15 protein-coding genes are annotated in these 19,919 nt (G+C 28.4%); 10 read left to right on the top strand and 5 right to left on the bottom strand.

Translation table 11 applies throughout. The features are described 5' to 3' along the window. The first annotated feature begins 1 nt into the window (after position 1). Positions 2 to 2,329: a S9 family peptidase gene (locus MPF13_RS09520; RefSeq protein ID WP_249982272.1), complete on the top strand. Its 2,328-nt coding sequence runs from the start codon at positions 2 to 4 to the stop codon at positions 2,327 to 2,329. A gap of 63 nt (positions 2,330 to 2,392) precedes the next feature. After that, entirely contained in the window at positions 2,393 to 4,039 is a 1,647-nt protein-coding gene (locus MPF13_RS09525; RefSeq protein WP_249982273.1) for a M1 family metallopeptidase, read from the top strand. Between the two features lies 1 nt (position 4,040). Here MPF13_RS09525 and MPF13_RS09530 read toward each other — a convergent pair whose 3' ends face one another. After that, positions 4,041 to 4,667, bottom strand: coding sequence for a peptidylprolyl isomerase (locus tag MPF13_RS09530; protein ID WP_249982274.1), 627 nt, complete (start codon positions 4,665 to 4,667; stop codon positions 4,041 to 4,043). 107 nt (positions 4,668 to 4,774) lie between these two features. Between MPF13_RS09530 and MPF13_RS09535 the strand changes: the two genes are divergently transcribed. From MPF13_RS09535 to MPF13_RS09545, 3 genes are all read left to right on the top strand, one after another. Continuing rightward, positions 4,775 to 5,146, top strand: a complete 372-nt coding sequence (locus MPF13_RS09535) for a BlaI/MecI/CopY family transcriptional regulator (protein ID WP_249982275.1) — start codon at positions 4,775 to 4,777, stop codon at positions 5,144 to 5,146. Continuing rightward, complete coding sequence (locus tag MPF13_RS09540; RefSeq protein WP_249982276.1) at positions 5,143 to 6,924, top strand: M56 family metallopeptidase; 1,782 nt, start codon at positions 5,143 to 5,145, stop codon at positions 6,922 to 6,924. The genes MPF13_RS09535 and MPF13_RS09540 overlap by 4 nt, the downstream gene beginning before the upstream one ends. 98 nt (positions 6,925 to 7,022) lie before the next feature. Continuing rightward, positions 7,023 to 8,123 (top strand): DUF4407 domain-containing protein, encoded by a 1,101-nt coding sequence (locus MPF13_RS09545; protein ID WP_249982277.1) that lies wholly within the window; start codon positions 7,023 to 7,025, stop codon positions 8,121 to 8,123. Between the two features lie 208 nt (positions 8,124 to 8,331). Here MPF13_RS09545 and MPF13_RS09550 read toward each other — a convergent pair whose 3' ends face one another. Continuing rightward, positions 8,332 to 8,928: a PhnA domain-containing protein gene (locus tag MPF13_RS09550; protein ID WP_249982278.1), complete on the bottom strand. Its 597-nt coding sequence runs from the start codon at positions 8,926 to 8,928 to the stop codon at positions 8,332 to 8,334. Between the two features lie 59 nt (positions 8,929 to 8,987). Between MPF13_RS09550 and MPF13_RS09555 the strand changes: the two genes are divergently transcribed. Beyond that, positions 8,988 to 9,491 carry a GNAT family N-acetyltransferase gene (locus MPF13_RS09555; RefSeq protein ID WP_249982279.1) on the top strand — a complete coding sequence of 168 codons (504 nt, stop codon included), beginning with the start codon at positions 8,988 to 8,990 and terminating at the stop codon, positions 9,489 to 9,491. Positions 9,492 to 9,498: 7 nt separating this feature from the next. Here the strand turns inward: MPF13_RS09555 and MPF13_RS09560 are convergent, their stop codons facing one another. From MPF13_RS09560 to MPF13_RS09570, 3 genes are read right to left on the bottom strand one after another with little or no spacing between them, the layout of a single operon-like run. After that, the gene (locus tag MPF13_RS09560; protein WP_249982280.1) at positions 9,499 to 9,774 is read right to left on the bottom strand and encodes an Rdx family protein; all 276 of its coding nucleotides are present in this window, start codon (positions 9,772 to 9,774) and stop codon (positions 9,499 to 9,501) included. Between the two features lie 3 nt (positions 9,775 to 9,777). Next, a complete protein-coding gene (gene ade, locus MPF13_RS09565; RefSeq protein ID WP_249982281.1) occupies positions 9,778 to 11,397 on the bottom strand; it encodes an adenine deaminase in 1,620 nt (539 codons plus the stop codon). Positions 11,398 to 11,437: 40 nt separating this feature from the next. Then, positions 11,438 to 12,754, bottom strand: a complete 1,317-nt coding sequence (locus MPF13_RS09570) for a S28 family serine protease (RefSeq protein WP_249982282.1) — start codon at positions 12,752 to 12,754, stop codon at positions 11,438 to 11,440. 138 nt (positions 12,755 to 12,892) lie between these two features. Between MPF13_RS09570 and lhpI the strand changes: the two genes are divergently transcribed. From lhpI to MPF13_RS09590, 4 genes are all read left to right on the top strand, one after another. After that, positions 12,893 to 13,852, top strand: coding sequence for a bifunctional Delta(1)-pyrroline-2-carboxylate/Delta(1)-piperideine-2-carboxylate reductase (gene lhpI / locus MPF13_RS09575; protein ID WP_249982283.1), 960 nt, complete (start codon positions 12,893 to 12,895; stop codon positions 13,850 to 13,852). After that, positions 13,845 to 14,912 carry a proline racemase family protein gene (locus MPF13_RS09580; protein ID WP_249982284.1) on the top strand — a complete coding sequence of 356 codons (1,068 nt, stop codon included), beginning with the start codon at positions 13,845 to 13,847 and terminating at the stop codon, positions 14,910 to 14,912. The genes lhpI and MPF13_RS09580 overlap by 8 nt, the downstream gene beginning before the upstream one ends. 140 nt (positions 14,913 to 15,052) lie before the next feature. Beyond that, positions 15,053 to 16,882 (top strand): MGH1-like glycoside hydrolase domain-containing protein, encoded by a 1,830-nt coding sequence (locus MPF13_RS09585; RefSeq protein WP_249982285.1) that lies wholly within the window; start codon positions 15,053 to 15,055, stop codon positions 16,880 to 16,882. Then, entirely contained in the window at positions 16,883 to 19,918 is a 3,036-nt protein-coding gene (locus tag MPF13_RS09590; protein WP_249982286.1) for an aminotransferase class III-fold pyridoxal phosphate-dependent enzyme, read from the top strand. Position 19,919: the final 1 nt, after the last annotated feature.

Here is a 19,919-nt window from a genome sequence, read left to right on the forward strand (position 1 = left end):
TATGAAAACTACCTTCTTTAAAATAGTCGCTCTTGCCTGCGTTTGTACATTCATTATTTCTTGTTCATCAAAAGAAGAACAAAAACAATTTACAGTTGCAGAATATGAAGCCGCAGCAAAACACATGGACAGAGATTTATATAAATTAGTTTATAACCAAGTTTCTGGAAGTAATTTTATAGGCAATAAAAAACTTGTGTATTCTACTACCAATAAAGAAGGAAAAAAATATTATTTAGTAGACGTTGAAGCTAAAACTAAAAATTTGGCTTTCAATCATGAAAAATTAGCAGAAAGTTTATCTCAAGAATTAGACACAGAACTAGAAGCAAATTCTTTACCCCTTTATAATGTTGTTTTTGCTGATGATTTAAAAAGTTTTGAGTTTAGAACTTATCGTCAAAATTTTACATTTCAAATAGAAACAAACACCTTATCTAAAAAAGCGTCAAAATTTAAAAAAGCTTCTAGAAATGAAACTGTTTCTCCTAATGGTAAATTGGCTGCTTATATTGACAATTTTAACCTATGGGTTCGTAATTTAGAAACCAACAAAAAAACTCAACTTACTTTTGATGGAATTCAGGATTATGGATATGCAACTAATAATGCAGGTTGGATTAAAAGTGATGGTGCTGTTGTTAAATGGTCTCCTAATTCTGATAAAATTGCTACTTTTCAACAAGATGCAAGAGGTGTTGGTATGATGTATTTAACTTCTACCAATGTTGGTCATCCAAAATTAGAAGCTTGGAAACACCCTTTACCTGGAGATGATAAAATCTTTACAATAGAACGTGTAATAATACATTTAGGAAACAAGCCAAAAACGGTTCGTTTAAAAATGGACGCAGATTTTCAAAGAGGTTCTACAACAGATCATATTGCAAGTTGGGGTAATGAATTATTAGATGCTCAATGGAATAAAGAAGGAACTAAATTTGCATTTGTTTCTGGATCTAGAGATCATAAAGTGGCTCATTTACAAATTGCAGATGCATTTTCTGGAAAAGTAACATCTATTCATAAAGAAGAAGTTGCAACATACTATGAATCTGGTGTTAATGCAGAGAACTGGAAAGTTTTATTTGATTCAAATGAATTTATTTGGTATTCAGAAAAAACAAATTGGGGCCATATTTATTTATATGATTTAAAAACTAAAAAGTTAAAAAATCAGATTACATCTGGAGATTGGATTGTAAAACAAGTAAAAAATATTGATGAAAAAAATAGACAAATCTATTTTACTGCAGGAGGAAAAGAAGAAGGAAATCCATATCACAACTATTACTACAAAATAAATTTTGATGGATCAAACCTTATCAACTTAACACCAAGTAAAGGAACTCATAAAGTTACTTTTTCTAAAGATTACTCAGCTTTAGTTGATATTTATTCTACTACTTCTAATGCTCCAATTTCTGTTTTAAGAAATGGAAAGGGAGAAAAAATTATGGATTTAGAAACTGCAGATATATCTGAATTAAAAGCTAAAAACTGGCAAAAACCTGTTGAATTTACTGTAAAAGCTAGAGATGAAAAAACAGACATTTATGGTTTACTATTTTTACCTAGTCATTATGATGAAAGTAAAAAATATCCTGTTTTAAACTATATTTATCCTGGTCCACAATCTGGTTCTGTTGGTAATTATAGCTTTAGACCTGTTTGGAGAGATTTTCAAGCAGCTGCTGAATTAGGTTTTGTTGTTGTTGCTGTAGATGCCATGGGTACTCCAATGCGATCTAAATCTTTTCATGATGCTTATTATGGAAATATGGGCGATAATGGTTTGCCAGACAATATTACTGCTATCAAACAATTAGCAAACAGATATAAAGGAATGGATATTGAAAGAGTTGGTATTTGGGGACATTCTGGTGGTGGTTTTGCTTCTACTAGAGCCGTTTTTGCTTATCCAGATTTTTATGATGTAGCTGTTTCTGGTGCAGGAAATCATGACAATAGAAATTACGAAGCTGATTGGGGAGAAAAATGGCAAGGTCTTTTGGTTGATGGAAATATGGAAGGAAAAGCAGATGGTACAACCAATTATGACAATCAAGCAAATCAATTAATTGCAAAAAATTTAAAAGGAAAACTTTTAATTACTCATGGTTCTATGGATAATAATGTACCTCCATCAAATACAATGTTAGTTGTTGAAGCTTTGATTAAAGCTAATAAAGATTTCGACATGATTTTGTTTCCAAACAAAAGACATGGTTATGGAGATATGACAAAATACATGACTCGTAAAAGATGGGATTATTTTGTAACACATTTATTAAACGCTAAACCTGCAAAAGGTTTTCAATTAAAATAAAGTATCAATTCAGCTTTTTCTTTCCTTTTGAAAAAGCTGAATTTTTCTACTAAATTATATTTTATGAAATATCGTTTTATCTTTATTATCTCTCTTACTTTATGTGCTCTAAGTTCTTTTTCTCAAGGATTAATGAGTGAGAAAAACAATTTTACCAAACAAGATACTTTAAGAGGTTCTATTACCCCAGAAAGAATTTGGTGGGATTTAACCTATTATCATTTAGATATAGAAGTAAATCCTGATAAAAAGTTTATTTCTGGTAAAAACACTATAAAATACAAAGTTTTAAAACCATATAAATCGCTTCAAATTGATTTACAATCTCCATTAAAAATTACAAAAGTTACACAAGATGGAAAAGATTTAAAAGTAATTCATGATGGAAATGCACACTTTGTTCAACTGATAAAAAACCAAAAAATTGGCAATACAGAAACTGTTATTGTGCATTATCAAGGTTATCCAAAAGAAGCTAAAAATGCTCCTTGGGATGGAGGTTTTTCATGGAAAAAAGATAAAAACGGAAATCATTTTGTAGCAACTTCTTGCCAAGGTTTAGGAGCAAGTGTTTGGTGGCCTTGTAAAGATCATATGTATGATGAAGTAGAAAATATGAGAATTAGTGTTACAGTGCCATCGCATTTAACAGATGTTTCTAAAGGAAAATTAGAAAGTATTGTAGATCATGGAAAAACTAAAACTTACAATTGGTTTGTAAACAATCCTATCAATAATTATGGAGTAAATGTAAATATTGGTAATTATGCTCATTTTTCTGAAATTTATAAAGGTGAAAAAGGAGATTTAGATATGGATTATTATGTTCTTAAAGGTAATGTAGAAAAAGCTAAAGAACATTTTAAAGATGCTCCTAAAATGATGAAAGCTTTTGAGCATTGGTTTGGACCATATCCTTTTTACGAAGATGGTTTTAAATTGGTAGAAGTTCCTTATTTAGGGATGGAACACCAAAGTTCTGTTACTTATGGAAATCAATATAAAAAAGGGTATTTAGGAACAGATTTATCTAAAACTGGTTGGGGTTTAAAATTCGATTTTATCATTATCCATGAAGCTGGACATGAGTGGTTTGCTAATAATATTACCAATAAAGATATTGCTGACATGTGGATTCATGAAAGCTTTACAAATTATTCTGAAAGCTTATTTTTAGATTATTATTATGGTAAAAAAGCTGCTTCAGAATATGTAATTGGTTTACGTAAATCAATTAGAAACAAAACAACAATTATTGGAAAATATGACGTAAATAATGAAGGTTCTGGAGATATGTATAACAAAGGTGGAAACTTTTTACATACACTAAGACAATTAATAGATAATGATGAAAAATGGCGATTAATTCTTAGAAAAATGAACAAAGAGTTTTATCATCAAACAGTTACTACAGTACAAATTGAAGATTTTTTATGCAAAGAAACAAATATTGATTTAAGTGCTTTTTTTAATCAATATTTAAGAGATATTAGAATTCCTACTTTAGAGTATACAATTAAAAAAGATGTATTAAAATATAGATGGACCAAGGTAGTTTCTAATTTTAAAATGCCTTTAAAAGTTACAATTAACAATAAGATTCAATGGATTTATCCAACAGAAAACTGGCAAAAAATAGTACTAAAAAACAATAATTCAATATTTAGTATTGACCCTAACTTTTATATATATCAGAAAAAAATAAAATAATTTATTTTAAGATATATGCTTTATGGATAAAATCTATTTCTGGATATTTTCTTTTAATAAAACTGTTTCCATATTTCTGTATAGAATCTTGTCTATAGCCTAATTTATCTCCATATTTATCATAAAACTTTAATACGTTTTCAAATCCTTTGGTAACTTTTGCAACTACAGGAAAACCTTTTGCTCCACCATAATTTAAAGTATCTAAACGATTGTTATTTTTAAGATTTATAAATATTTGTGTAGTTCTTGTATTGGCTCCTCCTCTTGCAAAAGAAATTGACATAGAATCGTTTTTGGCAATTACAGGTTCATCTTGTAAAGTAAAATTATTCCAAGCTTTATTAATTAATGAATCTTTATGGATACCAAATTGAGCTACAAAGTTAGGTACAACCCTAAAAATTGGCATTTCTACATAATAATTGTGTTTTATTAAAGAATGTAATCTATCAACTCCTTTAGGAGACCAACTTCTTTTGGCATAAATATCAAAATTACCTTGTGTTGTTTCAAAACGTGCTCTAAATTCTTCTGGAGCAATTTTTTTAGTCCATTTTTCACTAAAAACTTTCTTTGCACAAGAAATGAATAAACTGATTACTAAAAGGTAAATTATCTTTTTCATTATTATAAATTTAAAAAACGAAGATAATAAACAAGAATAAATTTTAACTCTACATTTGTAGAATTAAAATTTTTGTTCTATGTTTGTAGAGTAAAAATAAAAATAATATGCAATTATCTAAAACCGAAGAACAATTAATGCAGTATTTATGGAAACGTAAAAAAGCATTTTTAAAAGAATTATTAGAAGATTTTCCTGAGCCAAAACCGGCAACTACAACAGTTGCAACTTTGCTAAAAAGAATTTCAGACAAAGGTTTTATTGATTATAAATTGTTTGGAAAATCTAGAGAATATTTTCCTATAATTAAAAAGACAGATTATTTTTCGAATCATGTAAACGGGTTGATTAAAAACTTTTTTAATGATTCTGCAAGTCAGTTTGCATCTTTTTTTACTAAAGAAACCAACCTTACTACAGAAGAATTAGAAGATTTAAAAAGAGTTATTGATAGTCAAATTAAAAAACAACAAAAATGATAATATACTTATTAAAATCTACAGGTTGTTTGGCTTTGTTACTTTTCTTTTATCATTTTATATTAGAAAAAGAAAAGATGCACAACTTTAATCGTTTTTACCTTTTAGGAAGCGTTTTGTTTTCATTTCTAGTGCCATTAACAACAATTACAGTTCCATCTTCTACAGTAATGCTAGAAGCTGTTCAAGATTACAGTTTACCTGTTTTAGATGATAACATTTCTCCAATAGTTATACAAGAATCTTTTAATTATACACTATTGTTAACTGGTGTGTATCTATTAATATCTGCACTTTTTTTAATTCGTTTTGGAATGAATTTATTCAAAATCATTCAAAAAACAAGAATTAATGATAAAATAAACCATAAAAATGCAACTTTGGTTTTGGTTGATGATGAAATACTTCCTCACACTTTTTGGAAAACAATTTTCATAAACAAAACTGCATATAAAAAAGGAGAAATAGAGGAAGAATTATTTACACATGAATTAACTCATGTAACACAAAAACATACGTTAGATGTATTACTCATTGAAGTTTTACAAATTGTATTTTGGATAAATCCGCTTTTTATTTTCTTAAAAAAAGCAATACAATTAAATCATGAATTTTTAGCAGATTCTACTGTAATCAATCAACATAAAAATACATTTCAATACCAGCATTTATTACTAAATAAAGCTGCTTGGAAAAACGAATATTACTTGGCCAGTAATTTGAATTATTCACTTACTAAAAAAAGATTATTAATGATGACTAAACAAAGTTCACACACAAAAATCTTGTTAAAAAAACTAACGATTATTCCGTTATTAGCAGGATTTGTTTTCCTCTTTGCAGAAAGAGTTGAAGCAAAAAACAAAGAAGATAAAAATTCTTTTAAAACTTCAACGCAAACTACTACTAAAAACAATCTAAAACTTAATGATAATAAAAAAGTATTTAAAAATTTGATTGAAAATATTGATCAGAAGTATAATTTAGATACCTACAAAAAGCTAAACAAAACTTACGAATCTAAGAGAAATGCAAAACCACATTTTATAAAGAGTTCAGAAAAGCGTCAAAAAGAATTAACAGACTTATATTCAAAATTAGGAGGTTTATTTTTTAAACTATCAAAAGCTGATAAAAAGAAAGTAAAAAGACCTGTTCATCCTCATGATCCTTATGTAAGATTAATGAAAAATAATAAAGTTTTTTACAAATTAAGAACAGAGTTATCAAGAGAAGATAAATTATTGATTCCTCCTCCACCTCCACCACCAAATGCTTCTGAAGAAGTAATTTTAAAAGCTAAAATGGAATACAAAGCATGGAAAAAGAGAACTGGAAACACAATTTCTGTACCTCCTCCTCCAAAAAACAAAAAGAGAAAAATTAAATTTAAGCCTACAAAAGAGGTTAAAAAAAGTAAAGCTTATATAAATAAAAATGTAAAAAGAGAATTAATTTCTAAAAGTGAACTTGATGTATTAGATCCAAAAGAAATAGCTTCTGTTAATATTGTTAAAGGAAAAAAAGGGATAGACAGTATTAAAATTGATCTAAAAGAAAAACATAAAAAACTAAACACAAAGTTTCTTTATACTACTAAAAACTCACAAAATAAATCAACATTAGAAAACTCAAATAATGTAAAATATTATTTAGATGGTAAGGAAATTAGTAAAAAAGAAATGAAAGAAATTAGTCCAGATAAAATTAAATCTGTGAATGTTAAAAAGAATAAAGATGGTTCTGGTGCTATTTATATAAATACTAAAAAGCTTTAACTTTAAAAACATATTTTGTTAAAAGCCTCACAATGTGAGGCTTTTTTTGTAACAAATTCTAAAAAAAGTCGTTAGTATTATATACCAATACACAACCAATGCTTAAAAAATTCTTTATAACCTGTTCTGGAGTAGATAAAATAATTGTAAATAATTGTTCTGATGGAGAACAAAACAAATACGTAGGCATTGGTGCAACTGTATTTTTCACTGCAGTTATGGCAACTATTGCAGGTAGTTATGCTTTATTTACTGTATTTGACAACTTATATGCTGCTATTTTCTTTGGATTGATATGGGGATTATTAATTTTTAATTTAGATCGTTTTATTGTTTCTACTATTAAAAAATCTGACAATAAATGGAAAGAATTTTTACAAGCATCTCCTAGAATTTTGTTAGCTGTTATTATTGCAATCGTTATTTCTAAACCTTTAGAATTAAAATTATTTGAGAAAGAAATCAATCAGGTTTTATTAACAGAAAAAAACCAAATGACTTTGGATAATAAAACACAAATTGCTGCACAATTTACTCCTGAAATTGCTAAAATAAATAATGAAATTGATGCTCTAAAAACCGAAATTACAACCAAAGAAGCAAAAACTAATGCTTTATATGAAACTTATATTGCTGAAGCTGAAGGTAGAAAAGGAACAAAACTGTTGGGTAAAGGCCCCGTTTATAAAGAGAAAAGAGAAAAACACGATACTGCTTTAGCTGAGTTGAATCAGTTAAAAAAAGACAATGCTACAAAAATACAAGCCAAAGAACTTGCTATTACTGATTTACAAAACAATCAGAAATTAACTGAAACAAAAACACAACCCATTATTTCAAATTTTGATGGTTTAATGGCAAGAATTAATGCGCTTGGTAAATTACCTTGGTTGCCATCGTTCTTTATATTTCTATTGTTTTTAGCTATAGAAACATCACCTATTTTTGCAAAATTAATTTCGCCAAAAGGTGAATATGACTTTAAATTAGAAGATAATGAAACTGCTGTAAAAACTTGGGTACAACAACAAGTTCAACAAAGAGAAGAAATGTTGAAAGCAGATATAAACATTAACAAAAAAGTATATAATGATATTACTGAAGAGGAAGAATTGTATGCTTATAAACAAAAAATGGCTCGAGATTTAATGAAATTACAAGCCGATTCTTTTTATAGTAAACAACAAAAAATGTTGTAATCTATTTGTTGGCAAACTTGTGCGTTAGCGATTGAAACGGCATCCTTTTTTCTTTTTCAGAAAAAAGATATAGTGTAAAGCGCGACCTGAAAGGTAACGCCCAAATAAATTTAAAACTGTATTGTCATTTCGACTTTATGGAGAAATCTTATTTTGAGATTTCTCAATCGCTTAAAAAAGCTCATTTCGAAATGACAACAAACTATAATTACTCCTTTTCAGCCATTTTTTTAACGTAATCTGTAATAATTACAATTTGTGTTGGACCAACTTTACCTTCAATATATTTAGCATTTTCATGATCTAAAGAAATTCTACGAACTGCAGTTCCTTGTTTTGCAACCATACTAGAGCCCTTTACTTTTAAATCTTTTATTAAAACCACAGAGTCTCCTGCTTGTAAAATTGCACCATTTGCATCTCTGTGAATAATTTTTTCGCTTTCGTCTAAATGATCTCCAGATTCTTTAGCAAAACGTAATTCATCATCTTCTAAATACATCATATCTAGTAAATCTTGTGGCCAACCTTCTTTTCTTAAACGTGATAACATTCTCCAAGCAACTACTTTTACAGCTCTGTGCTCAGACCACATAGAATCGTTTAAACAACGCCAGTGATTTGCATCTGTTTCCTCTGGATTTTCTACTTGAGTTATACAAGTTTCACAAGCTAATAAACTACCATCTACTCCACCTCCACCAGTTAATTTTGGTTTTACTTCGTAAATTGATAAGTTATTTGTAGAAGCACATAATTCGCATTGATTACCACTTCTGTTTTCTAAATCTTGTTGTAAACTCATATTATAATTTTTGTATCACAAAAGTACATTTTTAAAGTAAAACTCTTTATTTTTATCGAATGAAATTAGAAAGTGAAAGACTTATTATTAGAGATTTTACCATAGGTGATGCTCCTTTTTATTTTGAATTATTTAATGATCCTGATTGGATTCGTTTTATCTCTGATAAAAACTTAAAATCTGTTGATGAAACTGAAGTTTATCTAAAAAAAATGCAACTCGAAAATTCTAAAATGGGTGGTTTAGGATTTTTTACAGTAATCTTAAAAGAAACCAATGAAGCTATTGGTACTTCTACAGCTTTACAAAGAGAAAAAGTAAATTTTATAGATATTGGTTATGGTTTTTTACCAAAAGGTAGAGGTAAAGGTTATGCTTTTGAAGCTACAAAATTGATTATAGAATATGTACGCAACAAGTTTAACCAAGAAAAAGTATTGGCTTTTACGATTCCTGAAAATAAAAATTCTCAAAAACTATTAAAGAAATTAGATTTTAAATTTACAGGTTATCAAAATATTTTTGATGATGAAGAAGATGCTGTTTTTGAGTATATTTTTTAAAAAAAAGTTACTTTTTTTCTGAATGTCCTAAATCTTTGTTAGGAGCAATTTTATCTCTTACTAGTTGTTTTAAATGTTTAATTTCTGGAAATCCACCATTTTCTTTTCTGCACCAAATTAATGTTTCATTTACATAAATTTTAAAAATACCTACTGATGAAGGTTGCAATGTAAGTTCATTAATTTCGGTTTCGAAAGTGGTTAATAATTCTTGTGCCATCCAAGAAGAACGTAATAACCATCTACATTTAGGGCAATATTTTATAACAATTTTTGTTTCCATTACTTAAATTTCTAAAGATGTAAATTGAAATGAATTACCATCAAACAAACCTTTGTCAGATAGTTTTAAAGAAGGAATTACTAATAACGCCATAAAAGACAAACTCATATAAGGAGCTCTTAATTTACTACCCATTTGTTTTGCCATTTTATCTAATTCTGCATAAGCTTTTCCTATTTCTTCAGCAGGTTTGTCTGACATGATTCCTGCAACAGGTAATGATACAATTTTTTCTTTTGATTCTGTAACAGCACAAACTCCTCCTCTATTTTCTATGATTAAATTTACAGCTTTACAAATAGCTTCATCAGAAACTCCTACTGCAATAATATTATGAGAATCATGCCCAACAGAACTTGCAATGGCACCTTCTTTCAATCCGAAATTTTTAATAAATGCAATGGCTGGTTCATCATTTTGATAACGATTTACAACTGTCATTTTTAAAACATCTGTTGCTGTATTTGAAACTAAATTTCCATCAATAATTAAAGAATTTGCTTCAATTTGATTGGTAACCAATTCTCCATCTAAAGCTTCTATCACTCTAATTTTTTCTGATGAAGATTCAAATCTAAAATCATCTACTTTCTTTTTATCAGTATCAAAATTATTCAACACTTCAAAGTCTACATGTTTTACAAAAGATTCGCCGTTTTTAGCAACTATTTCACCATTTATATACGTTTCTAAAACATTAAAATTTTCTAAATTATCAATCACAACAAAATCTGCAAAATCTCCTTTTTGCAACAGACCAACATCTAAGTTATAATGTTTAACAGGGTTTATACAAGCAGCTTGTAGTACTTTAAAAACGTCAATTCCTTTAGCAACTGCTCTTTCACATAATTGATTGATATGACCTAATAACAAATCATCTGGATGTTTATCATCTGAACAAAACATCATATTATCAAAATATTCTGGTAATAAACTAATTAAAGCTTCAAAGTTTTTTGCTGCAGAACCTTCTCTAATGATGACTTTCATTCCTTTTTGCAATTTTTCTAAAGCTTCATCATAAGTAAAACATTCATGATCTGTAGAAATACCTGCAGAAATATATTTGGTAACATCATCTCCTCTTAAACCTGGAGCATGACCATCAATAGGTTTGCTATTATTTTTTGCGTGCTGAATTTTTGCTAAAACCTCTGCATCATCAAATAAAACACCAGGATAATTCATCATTTCTGCCAAGTATTTAATGTCTGGATTTTCTAGCATTATTTTAATATCATCAGCATTAATAATTGCTCCTGCACTTTCAAAAGAAGTTGCTGGCACACAAGAAGGTGCTCCAAAATTAAATTTTAACGGAACTTTTTTTCCGTTTTCAATCATAAAATCAACACCTTTTACACCTAAAACATTGGCAATTTCATGAGGATCAGAAACTGTGGCAACTGTACCATGTTTTACAGCAATTTTAGCAAATTCAGAAGGAACCAACATAGAACTTTCTATGTGAATATGAGCGTCTACAAAACCAGGTAAAATGTAATTTTCTTTGTTGTGATTTACTTCTCGAATTTCTAAAATATTGTTGTTTTCTATAACAACTTCTCCTTTAAAAATTCTTTTGTTTTGTATGTCTACGATGTTTCCTTGTACAATCATTTGCTTTCTGTTTCAAAAACAAATTTACAAAGAATTCACCTTATTCAATAGGATAAATAATTACATCTTTGCCTAACCAATTTTGCAGTTTATTGTATATTTTTTGTTGATCTTCTTTATTAAAATGTTTAATTCTTGTTCCATGATGTCCTCCTTTTAAAACCATTTTTAAAGCATCAACTTCGGGTATGATATTTGGTGCACAAGCTCCCCAAGGATCATTACCTCCGTAAATACACAAGATGTTATCACCTTTATTTTCTATATAATTCCTTACTTCTTTTATATAATTTGAATTGTAAGTTAAAGATATATTTTGAGGCCCAAAAGAAGCTAAAGAAGTTGTTTTTACATGTTGTAACAAATCTTTAACAGGAGTAAAATCGTAACCATAATACCCTAACTCTGTCATGTGCTGATAAAATGAAGGCAGATAATTATAAATCCCTTTATCGCTAAATAAATAAAACCCAGAAACTTGTTTTAAATAGGTAAATATTTCTTCTGAACTTGCTTTTTCATCAGGTATTTCATCACATATACTACCCCATTGCCAAAATGAAAATGGAAATTCTAAAACTGCATGTTCTAATGCTTCTTCTATTGACATTACAGTAAATGATACTTTCTTTTTGTAAGCATAATCTTTAAACAATTCCATTATTACTGTTCTGTTTTCTAAAACAGATCTTTGAAATTTTTGAATTTTATCTCTGCATTCTGGGGTACCAACTGAATTAATTAAATTAGTAGTTCTTATATCTTGTTGAGTATTTATTAACGGTGCAACATAAGGTACAGCAACATCAATATCGTTTGGATATTTAGACTTGTAAATCATAACTGTTTCTCCTCCTTTACTAATTCCTGTAGACAACCATTTTCTTTTATAAATTCTTTTAAGTTTAGTAACAATGGAATGATAATCCGCTACAGCTGCATCATTTTTTAAATATTTCCATTGAATAGAATCTGGTCTAGATTTACCGTAAAACCTGTATTCTACCATTACTTGATTTGCTTTTAAAATCTTACTTAACTCATAAGTTCTATGTCTTGCATTATAACCTTCAGTAATTAAAACCGTTGGCTTTTTATAGTCTGAATGAGATATATAAATATGATGTTCAAATGTTCCTGCTTCAATATTATTATGGTCTAAAGGTTGTTGCAAAGTCAATTCAAATGCATTTAAAAAATGATCAGCAATTTTTACGGAATCTATTTTTGCTTTTGGAAACAAAACTTTTAACTGTTCTTTAAAAGTTAATTTACTTAATTCTACTTTTTTTGTTGAACAAGAAATTACTGATATACTTACAATTAACAAGAATGTAAATCTTTTAAATGCCTTCATATTTTTTCAAATTTTATTTTCTAAATTTAAACGATGTAAACCATTCAAATTAATAGTATATTAACCAAGTCTTGTGTAATATTACGCTAATAAAGGATAAAATGTTATTGATTCGAGCCTTTTTCCTATTTTTAACAAATGGATAAAATTGAACAAATTAGTGCTGATTTTATAGAAAAAAACACCAATTTTAACGAGTTAATTTCAGAAATTAAACATCATTTTTCTAATGATGAAGTAATTGTTCCTATGCGTCATCATCATGATTTCCCAAATCCGAATGTAAAAGCAGATTCTACTTTGTTATTAATGCCAGCATGGAATCCCAGTAAAAGTGCAGGTGTAAAAATTGTTACTGTTAGTCCAGAAAATGGGCAATTTGAAATGCCATCAATTCAAGGAACCTATATTTATTTTGATGCCATAAAAGGATCTATAAAAGCAATATTAGAAGCAAAAAGTTTAACAGTAAAAAGAACTGCTGCTGCTTCAGCATTAGCATCTTCATATTTATCCAAAGAAAATGCTTCGTCATTATTAATGATTGGAACAGGTGCTTTATCAATCAATTTAATAAAAGCTCATACTTCTGTTAGACCTATAAAAAAAGTATTTATTTGGGGACGAAATTTTGACAAAGCAAAACTAATTTGCGAATCGTTAAAAAATGAAGATTTTAATGTAATTCCTATTAAAAATTTTGAAGAAAAAATATCTGAAGTCGATATTATTTCCTGTGCTACATTATCTAAAACTCCTTTAGTTTTAGGAAAAAATTTAAAAAAGGGGCAACATTTAGATTTGGTTGGTGCTTATAAAAAAGACATGAGAGAAGCAGATGATGAAACTATTTCTAAAGCTTCTGTTTACATTGATACTTATCAAGGTGGATTAAAAGAAAGTGGAGATATTGTAATTCCTCTACAAAATGGAACCTTAAAAGAAGAAGACATAAAAGCAGATTTATTTGATTTATGTTCCAATAAAAAACAAGGGAGAAAATCAAAAGATGAAATAACGCTATTTAAATCTGTAGGGCATGCTTTAGAAGATTTAGCTGCTGCAAATTACTACTATAATAAATTTAAAAATGAGTAAAACATATAAAAATATACTTTCTAATTCTAACTTTATACCAAATAAAGATTGGTTGCAAATAAAAACAATAGACATGCATACTGGTGGTGAGCCTTTACGTGTTATTGTTGAAGGTTTCCCAGAATTAAAAGGTAAGTCTGTTTTAGATTATAGAAGATTTTGTAAAGAGAATTTTGACTACTTAAGAACTACTTTAATGTTTGAACCTCGAGGACATGCAGATATGTATGGTTGTATTTTGTTACCTCCAAATGATGATGAGGGTGATTTTGGTATTATCTTTTTACATAATGAAGGTTATTCAACTATGTGTGGACATGCAATAATTGCTATTTCTACTTTAGCTATTGAAATGAATTGGATTGAAGTAAAAGAAGGTGACAATATTCTTAAAATTGATGCTCCTTGTGGTAGAATTACTTCTTTTACAAAAGTAAAAAACGGAAAAATTATTGGAGTTCGTTTTCATTGTGTACCAAGTTTTGTTGTTGGTTTAGATAGAACTGTAGAAGTAGATGGTTTAGGGAAAGTAACTTATGATTTAGCTTATGGGGGCGCTTTTTATGCATATGTAGATCTGGCTAAAAATAATTTTGATTTTGATTTAAATGCAGAATCATATAGAACATTAATATCTAAAGGAATGGATATTAAGCATGCAGTTATGGAAGTAGACAAAGAAATTTTGCATCCTTTTGAAAAGGATTTGAGTTTTTTATATGGAACCATTTTTATCGATAATCAGAAACAATCTTCTGGAAATGACAGTAAAAACGTATGTGTTTTTGCTGAAGGAGAAGTAGATAGATGCCCAACAGGTTCTGGTGTTTCTGGCAGAATAGCTATTCATAAAGCAAGAAAAGAAATAGATTATGGAGAAACAATAACTATTGAAAGTATAACCAATTCTGTTTTTAAAGGATCTATAATTTCTGAAGAAGATTATGGCTCTTTTACTGCTGTAATTCCACAAGTAGAAGGGACTGCTCATATAACAGGAATGAACACTTTTGTAATTGACCCAAATGACCCAATGAAAAATGGATTTATTTTAAGATAATGAGAAACTTAATTTACTTTTTAACTTTTGTAGTGTTTTTTAGTTGTCAAAAAAACACCAAAACAAATTATTTAAAACTCAGTGAAAATATCCTGAATTATAAGGTAACTCCAAAAACAAAATTTGACAAATCTGGTTTAATGTTTTCAGATCAAGGTGCTTGGTTTGGTTATAGTTTTCCAGATTCTTTAGCAAATTTTACTGGTTTTTCTGGTCCTTTTTTAATGACCCAACAAAACGGAATTTGGAGCAGTACATCGTTAACAAATATTGTTATAGAAAATAATCAATGGAATTCTCATATTACAAAAAGTTATAACAGTAATTTAGAACAAGTTTTTATATCTGATAAAATAGAATTTAAACAAGAACTCGTCTATTCTTCTGGTCATACAGTAATTATAAAATCTACATTAAAAAACAATAGCAAGTCTTTACAAAACATTAATTATTCTTTTAAGAATGAAAAAGTATTAGCTGATGGTTTATCTTTTACTTCTAACAAAAACCAACTTACAATACATTCAATAAAAACGGAAGCAATTGGTTATATCATTTTTCCAAACGAGGTATTTTTAAATTCTACAGACAGTACATATACTTCTAAAACAATCTCAATAGAATTACAACCTAATGAAATTAAAGAGTTCATAATATCTCAAACATTTATATTCCCAGAATATTCTTGGAATGATGAAAAAAAATCAATTAAAAACTTATCCTTTAATGCTGTTTTAGAAAAAAGAAAAACAGAAAAAAACAACGAATTAAAATCTTTAATTGAAAATAGAAAAGAACAATTTTCTGAAGAAAAATATGCTGAAGTTTTGGCAAAAGTAAATTTAACATTGCAAAATAATTGGAGAATTCCAGCAGGAGAAATAAAACACGAAGGGTTGTTTCCTAGTTATCATTACAAATGGTTTAATGGTTTTTGGTCTTGGGATTCTTGGAAACATGCAGTTGGTTTATCTTTTTACAATACAAAGTTGGCAAAAAAACAAATGAAATTAATGTTTGAATTTCAAAACAAAGATGGTTTTGTTGCTGATTGCGTATATAGAGATACTTTAATTGAAAGACATAATTATAGAGATACAAAACCACCTTTATCTGCATGGGCTGTTGCTAAAATTTATGAAAAAGATAAAGATGTAGACTTTGTAAAACATATGTATCCTAAATTAAAATTGTATCATGAATTTTGGTATAATAAAAGAGATCATGATAAAGATGGTTTGTGCGAGTATGGGTCTACAGATGGAAGTTTAATAGCTGCAAAATGGGAAAGTGGTATGGATAATGCCATTCGTTTTGACAAATCTAAAATTTTAAAAAATGGTAAAAATGCTTTTTCAATTAATCAAGAATCTGTAGACTTAAATGCATATTTATATGCTGAAAAAAAATATTTAATTCAACTAGCAAAAGTATTGAATATTGAAAATGATTTAAAAAGATTATCTGATGAAGCAGAAATTTTAAAAACTAAAATACAATCTCAATTTTACGATGAAAAAGACGGTTGGTTTTATGATACTTCTTTAGATGGAAAAACTTTTATAAAAGGTGAAGGAAGTGAAGGTTGGACAGCTCTTTGGGCAAATGCAGCAACCCAGGAACAAGCAATTGCTATTAGAAATAAAATGATGAATCCTAAAAAATTCTACACCAAAGTTCCTTTCCAAACAATGAGCGCAGATCACGAAAAATTTAACCCTTTAAAAGGTTATTGGCGAGGACCAAATTGGTTAGATCAAGCTTATTTTGGAGTAAAAAGTTTACATAATTATGGTTTTCATGAAGATGCTGATAAAGCTACTATGCAGATTTTAAAAGGAGCTAAAGGAGTATTAGGAAAAGGAAAATCTATTAGAGAAAATTATCATCCTTTAACTGGTAAAGGTTTAAATGCACATAACTTTAGTTGGAGTGCTGCTCATATTATTATGCTTTTACAAAAAGATTAAATGAATTATAATCAAATAAAAATATCTATTGAACAAGCAGAAAAAATTCTATTTGATACTTATAAAATCAAAGGTACTGCTTCTGAATTACCTGGAGAATTAGATTTTAATTTCAGAATTAAAACAAATACTTCTGAAAGTTATATTTTAAAAATTTCTCGTCCAAATGAAGATGAGAAATATCTAGATTTTCAACAAAGATTATTACAATTTGTTGCAAAAAACGGAAATGAAATAATGAGTCCAAAAGTTATTTTGGATGTAGATGGAAACTCTATTTCTACCATAAAAGATTCTTTTGAAAACACAAGAAATGTACGATTATTAACGTGGATTTCTGGTAGAGTATGGAGTTCTGTAAATCCTCAATTAAATAATTTACGTTATAGTTTAGGTATAGAAGCAGGAAAATTAACTGCAGCTTTACAAGGTTTTAATCATAAAAAAGCTGACAGAGAATTTGTTTGGGATGTTGCTCAATCTCTTTGGACAAAAAAATATCTTTCTCTTTTTTCATCCGAAGAAAAAGAAATCATTACATACTTTCAAGAGCAATTTGAAAATCAAAAATCAGATTATGATTGTTTAAGAAAATCTGTTGTACATAATGATGCAAATGACAATAATGTTATTGTTTCTAAAGAACTCATTAAGCCAACAGTTATAGCTGCTATTGATTATGGAGATGCAATTTACACGCAAATTATTAATGATTTAGCAATAACATGCGCCTATTCAATTATGAATCATTATGATGTTTTAGACGCTACAATTCCGATTGTAAAAGGATATAATGCTAGTTTTCCTTTACAAGAAATAGAATTGAAATATTTGTATAATGCAATAGCAATGCGTTTGGTAATTTCTGTCACAAAATCGGCTATCAATAAAATTGAAGAACCAAATAATGAATATTTATTAATAAGCGAAAAACCTGCTTGGGAAGTTTTAAAAAAATGGAAAACAATTCATCCAGATTTTGCGGAATACACTTTTAGAACTGCATGTGGTTTTGTAGCACATCCAAATGAAGAAAAGTTTAAAAATTGGACTTCAAAAAACAAGTTTTTAATTTCTGATTTATTTCCAACAATTAATAAAAACGAAATTCATCACATAGATTTAAGCGTTTCTAGTAAATGGATTGGGCACCAACAAGACTTTAATAATCTCGATTTATTTCAATTTAAAATTGAGCAACTACAAAAAGAAATTCCTAATAAAGTTATTGCTGGTGGATATTTAGAACCAAGAGCAATTTACACCTCAACTACTTATGATAAAATTGGAAATTACGGTAAAGAAAGTAGAAGTATTCATTTAGGAATTGATTATTGGTTACCACAAAAAACACCCGTTCATGCACTTTTAGATGGTGAAGTTGTTATTGCTGTTAATGATTTTGGCGATAAAGAATATGGAGGTTTAATCATTTTAAAACATCAACAAAAAGATTTTTGCTTTTATACTTTATATGGACATAACACCATTGAAAGTGTTTTAAAACATAACATTGGTGACATTATTTTAAAAGGACAAAAAATTGCTGAATTAGGAAACTATCCAGGAAATGGAAATTGGACTCCTCATTTACATTTTCAAATTTTACTTTCATTATTTGACTACAAAAATGATTTTCCTGGTGTTGCTTATCACAATCAAATTAATGTTTGGAAAAGTGTTTGTCCTAATCCTAATTTACTTTTCAAATCTGAAGTTTTAGAAAAAAACACAGCCATTTCTAATGATGAAATCATAAACTATAGAAAACAACATTTAGGAAAAGGTTTAAGCTTACAATATAAAACTCCAATAAAAATGGTTCGTGGTTCAGGACAGTTTTTGATGGATCAATTTGGAAGAAAATATTTAGATACAGTAAACAATGTAGCTCATGTTGGGCATGAGAATTACAATGTTGTAAAAGCAGGACAGCAACAAATGGCCTTGATTAATACCAACTCTAGATATTTACATGAAAATATTAATGAATTAGCCAAAGAACTCATAGAAACATTACCTCCAGAATTAAATGTATTACATTTTGTAAATTCTGGTAGTGAAGCAAATGAATTGGCTTTAAGAATGGTTAAAGCAACAACAGGTCAAAAAGATATTATTGCAAGTGAATTTGGTTATCATGGTAATTCTAATATGTGTATTGATATTTCTTCTTATAAATTTGATGGAAAAGGTGGACATGGTGTACCAGAATACACTCAAATATTTCCTTTACCAGATAGTTTTAGAGGAAAATATCGTGGAAAAAATACAGCATCTGATTATGCAAAAGAAGTAGAAAAATGTATTGAGAACATTCAACAAAATGGTAGAAATGTTGGAGGTTTTATTATAGAACCAATAATTTCTTGTGGAGGGCAAATAGAATTACCTGAAGGCTTTTTAGCAGATGTTTATAAATTGGTTAGAAATGCTGGCGGAATTTGTATTTCAGATGAAGTACAAACTGGTGTTGGTAGAATGGGTAAAACCTTCTGGGGCTTTCAATTGCATAATGTTATTCCAGATATAGTAACTATTGGAAAACCTTTAGGAAATGGGCATCCTGTTGCTGCAGTTGCTTGTACTCAAGAAGTTGCAGATAAGTTCGCAAACGGAATGGAATACTTTAACACCTTTGGCGGAAACCCAGTTTCTTGTGCTATTGCTACTGAAGTTTTACGAACTGTAAAAAGAGATAAACTTCAAGAGAATGCTTTAAGAGTTGGGGAGTTTTTAAAATCTGAATTGAAGCAACTTGCTTTAAAGTTCCCAATTATTGGAGAAGTAAGAGGTCTAGGATTGTTTTTAGGAATTGAATTGGTAGATTCTAACTTAAAACCTTTAGCAAATCAAACAGATTATTTAGCAAATAGGATGAAAAACCATGGAATTTTAATGAGTACAGATGGACCAGATAACAACGTTTTAAAAATTAAACCTCCTATAGTTTTTACAAAAGAAAATGCAGAAGAATTAATCTTCTATTTACATAAAATATTAAATGAAGATTTTATGCAATTACAAAATATTTAAA

It is taken from the genome of Polaribacter sp. Z022 (genome assembly GCF_023555495.1).
GTDB lineage: Bacteria > Bacteroidota > Bacteroidia > Flavobacteriales > Flavobacteriaceae > Polaribacter.

Coding starts and splice junctions, on each gene's coding strand:
- MPF13_RS09570 (WP_249982282.1), bottom strand. CDS start 12,754: ATGAAGGCATTTAAAAGATTTACATTCTTGTTAATTGTAAGTATATCA.
- MPF13_RS09525 (WP_249982273.1), top strand. CDS start 2,393: ATGAAATATCGTTTTATCTTTATTATCTCTCTTACTTTATGTGCTCTA.
- MPF13_RS09560 (WP_249982280.1), bottom strand. CDS start 9,774: ATGGAAACAAAAATTGTTATAAAATATTGCCCTAAATGTAGATGGTTA.
- MPF13_RS09585 (WP_249982285.1), top strand. CDS start 15,053: ATGTTTTCAGATCAAGGTGCTTGGTTTGGTTATAGTTTTCCAGATTCT.
- lhpI (WP_249982283.1), top strand. CDS start 12,893: ATGGATAAAATTGAACAAATTAGTGCTGATTTTATAGAAAAAAACACC.
- MPF13_RS09580 (WP_249982284.1), top strand. CDS start 13,845: ATGAGTAAAACATATAAAAATATACTTTCTAATTCTAACTTTATACCA.
- MPF13_RS09550 (WP_249982278.1), bottom strand. CDS start 8,928: ATGAGTTTACAACAAGATTTAGAAAACAGAAGTGGTAATCAATGCGAA.
- MPF13_RS09545 (WP_249982277.1), top strand. CDS start 7,023: ATGCTTAAAAAATTCTTTATAACCTGTTCTGGAGTAGATAAAATAATT.
- MPF13_RS09535 (WP_249982275.1), top strand. CDS start 4,775: ATGCAATTATCTAAAACCGAAGAACAATTAATGCAGTATTTATGGAAA.
- ade (WP_249982281.1), bottom strand. CDS start 11,397: ATGATTGTACAAGGAAACATCGTAGACATACAAAACAAAAGAATTTTT.
- MPF13_RS09590 (WP_249982286.1), top strand. CDS start 16,883: ATGAATTATAATCAAATAAAAATATCTATTGAACAAGCAGAAAAAATT.
- MPF13_RS09520 (WP_249982272.1), top strand. CDS start 2: ATGAAAACTACCTTCTTTAAAATAGTCGCTCTTGCCTGCGTTTGTACA.
- MPF13_RS09530 (WP_249982274.1), bottom strand. CDS start 4,667: ATGAAAAAGATAATTTACCTTTTAGTAATCAGTTTATTCATTTCTTGT.
- MPF13_RS09555 (WP_249982279.1), top strand. CDS start 8,988: ATGAAATTAGAAAGTGAAAGACTTATTATTAGAGATTTTACCATAGGT.
- MPF13_RS09540 (WP_249982276.1), top strand. CDS start 5,143: ATGATAATATACTTATTAAAATCTACAGGTTGTTTGGCTTTGTTACTT.